At 60.8% G+C, this 3,097-nt stretch carries 2 protein-coding genes; both read left to right on the forward strand.

The window, feature by feature from the left end; all coding sequences use genetic code 11:
- Positions 1-145: 145 nt before the first annotated feature.
- Positions 146-2,269 (forward strand): YjbH domain-containing protein, encoded by a 2,124-nt coding sequence (locus ACESL9_RS17650; protein WP_372675382.1) that lies wholly within the window; start codon positions 146-148, stop codon positions 2,267-2,269.
- Positions 2,266-2,934 carry a YjbF family lipoprotein gene (locus ACESL9_RS17655; RefSeq protein ID WP_372675383.1) on the forward strand — a complete coding sequence of 223 codons (669 nt, stop codon included), beginning with the start codon at positions 2,266-2,268 and terminating at the stop codon, positions 2,932-2,934. The genes ACESL9_RS17650 and ACESL9_RS17655 overlap by 4 nt, the downstream gene beginning before the upstream one ends.
- Positions 2,935-3,097: the final 163 nt, after the last annotated feature.

Raw genomic sequence — 3,097 nt, forward strand, 5'->3', positions numbered from 1 at the left:
ATCCATGAGGTTTGGAATATCGAATATCTTGTTTTGAGTTCAGGTTTTTGCCGCCCCGTGCCTCATATACAACGACCATAAGAAAAAGTCTCTTCCACAGGCGCTTTGGGGTCATGCCTGGTGGCAATCCAGATAAACGGATCTCATGAGCGACCTGATCGGAAAAAAATTGACCGTATTGGGCGCAGGCGTTGTGGCGTCTGTGTGCACAGCTGTCCCCCTCTTTTCCCAGGATGCTCCAGAAATCAGCACGGGCTATAACAGCTACGGCTATCCGGGCATGATCGACATGCCGGTCGCGACCAGCCGACCAGATGGTGAGCTGGCCTTCTCCGTCAGCCATTTCGCTGGTCAGACCCGCAACACCCTGACCTTCCAGATTCTGCCACGTCTGTCGGGCAGCTTCCGGTACTCGGTGCTTGACAATATCCTGTCGGAGGGCACCGAAACACTCTATGATCGCAGCTTCTCTCTGCATTACCGCATCGCGGATGAAACGGATCTACGCCCTGCCTTCGCAATCGGGCTCAACGATTTTCTCGGCACGGGAGTCTATTCGTCAGAATATCTCGTTGCCACCAAGACGTTCGGGACATCGGTTCGTGTCAGTGGTGGAATCGGCTGGGGCCGGCTTGGCGGGGCCGGTGGATTCAGCAATCCGCTGAGGATCTTCGATAACCGGTTCAAAACTCGGCCGGCGCGTGACGCAGGCGAAGGCGGAGAGGTCGAGGCAGAGCAGTTCTTCCGCGGCGACGCGGCGTTTTTTGGTGGGATTGAATGGCAGGCCACCGACAGGTTGCGACTGACGGCAGAGTATTCTTCTGACGATTACCCACGCGAAGACCCGTCAGCATTCCAGCGCGACATACCGTTAAACTTCGGGGCCACATACACGGTCAGCCCCGGCATCGATCTGTCTCTGCGCTACCTCTATGGAAGCGAAATCGGCGTTCAGCTTACCGCCGCTGTGAACCCGAAAAATCGCCCCCACGCGTCGGGACGCGCACCGTCTCCGCCTCCCGTCATGCCACAGACCTCCGCTGCGGCACTCTCCTGGGGGGATATGCTGGAGAGCCGGGACAGCCTGCGCCAGCAGCTCTCCGGCGCCTTGAACCGGCAGGGGATACGCCTGCATGGCTTCAAGCTGAACCGAACCAGTGTCCGCGTGGAGATCGAGAACGACACCTATCGCAAGCAGGCACAGGCCATTGGCCGCACGGCCCGGGTCTTGTCGCGACGCATGCCGGCCCGCATCGAGACGTTTTCCATCGTGTCCGTGGCCAAGGGCATGCCCATCTCGGAAACCCGCATTCGTCGCAGTGACATGGAGGCGCTCGAGCACGAGCTGGATGGCAGCTGGCAGAGTTTCGCCCGGGCGCAGATCGCCTCTCCGGTCAGTCTCACGCAGCCTGTCCCGGACCGCTATCCGAACTTTGACTGGTCCTTGAAGCCGTATCTGACCCCGAGCTTTTTCGACCCTGACGATCCGCTGCGTGCCGATGCCGGGGCAGAGATTTCAGCCCGCTTCGAGCCTCTGCGCGGTTTGGAATTCTCCGGCAGCATTCGCAAGAAAGTGATCGGCAATCTGGACGAGTCGACGCGCGAGTCGGATTCGGTCCTGCCGCGGGTCCGCAGCGATTTCAACCTGTATGACAAGGAGGGCGATCCGGCGCTCACCGAGCTGACAGCGGGCTATTATTTCAAGCCGGGAAAGAACCTCTATGGCCGGGCGACCGTGGGCTATCTGGAGCGGATGTTCGGCGGGATTTCCACGGAACTGCTCTGGAAGCCCAATGACAGCTTCTTCGCGATCGGCGTCGAGACCAACTATGTCAGGCAACGCGACTTCGATCAAAGGTTCGGCTTTCAGGATTACGACGTGGTGACCGGACATGTGTCGGCCTATTCGGAACTCGGCAACGGGTTTCACGCCCAGGTTGATGCCGGACGCTATCTGGCCAGAGATTGGGGCGCCACGATTTCGCTGGATCGTGAATTCGGGAATGGCTGGAAAATCGGCGCCTTCGCGACCTTCACCGATGTCTCGTTCGACGATTTCGGCGAAGGCTCCTTTGACAAGGGGATCCGCATCACCGTCCCGACCTCCTGGCTCACCGGCGAGCCAAACAAGGACGGGTTCAGCACCACGGTACGCTCTCTGACACGCGATGGCGGGGCTCGGCTTGATGTCAATGGTCGGCTCTACGATCGGGTGCGCCCGCTCCAGAAACCCGCTCTGCAGGATGGCTGGGGAAGGTTCTGGCGATGAGATTTCCCTCTTTCTCCGTGCCGCGACCCCGCCGCGTCTCGCCCGTGCTGACCATCACCATAACGGCATGTGCCATGATGCTGGCCCTCGGCGGCTGTGACAGGATCACCCCCGCGCTTGGCCTGACCGGCAAGGTCGAACCGGTGCCGTTACAACCCATCGCGACCGAGCGTTTGCGGGTCGTCTTGCCAAAGACCGGTGCCGAGGCTTCCCTTGCGCCGGTATCGCGTCGAGGCGATGTGACGGTCTGGCAGACGCTTGACGGGATCACGCTCAGCTTTCGGCGGGGCAGCCTGATCGCGACACGGGGTCTTGGCGATGATCTGATGTCGGCCGATGTTGATGGCCGGCTCGAGATGCTGCGAAATTCCAGGGATCCCGGCGAGCACGGATACTATCCCCATATCCGCAGCTATCTCGACGGCGAGGACCGTACGGTCTTTCGCAGCTATCAGTGCCGCCGTGTCGCACAGACACAGGCTGGGACAGAGGCAGAGGCCGGCATCACATCAGGCCAATTGCGCCGGATCGAGGAGCTTTGTGTCTCTCCGGTCGATCGGTTCACCAATGTCTACTGGCTGGATCCGGGCGGTACGGTCATCCGCTCGCGGCAATGGATCAGCCCGATGCTCGAGTACATGGAAACCACACGCGTACCGCGCTAGACGGATGCGAACCAACGAGAAAGGATATGCGATGCGGGATGGCAAGGACAGGCGGTACGCCCGCCTCGGACAGGCCCTGGCACTCGGCACGGCGCTGGTGATGCCGGCGGCCTGCGGCGTGATCTATCAAAGCCCCACGGTCAGCCGGGCTGCCGGAACGGGG

The organism is Aquicoccus sp. (genome assembly GCF_041686535.1).
In the GTDB taxonomy this organism is placed as follows: domain Bacteria; phylum Pseudomonadota; class Alphaproteobacteria; order Rhodobacterales; family Rhodobacteraceae; genus Aquicoccus.

Bases quoted from the DNA above. Each gene is read 5' to 3' on its own strand.
- ACESL9_RS17650 (WP_372675382.1), top strand. From the start codon at position 146: ATGAGCGACCTGATCGGAAAAAAATTGACCGTATTGGGCGCAGGCGTT.
- ACESL9_RS17655 (WP_372675383.1), top strand. From the start codon at position 2,266: ATGAGATTTCCCTCTTTCTCCGTGCCGCGACCCCGCCGCGTCTCGCCC.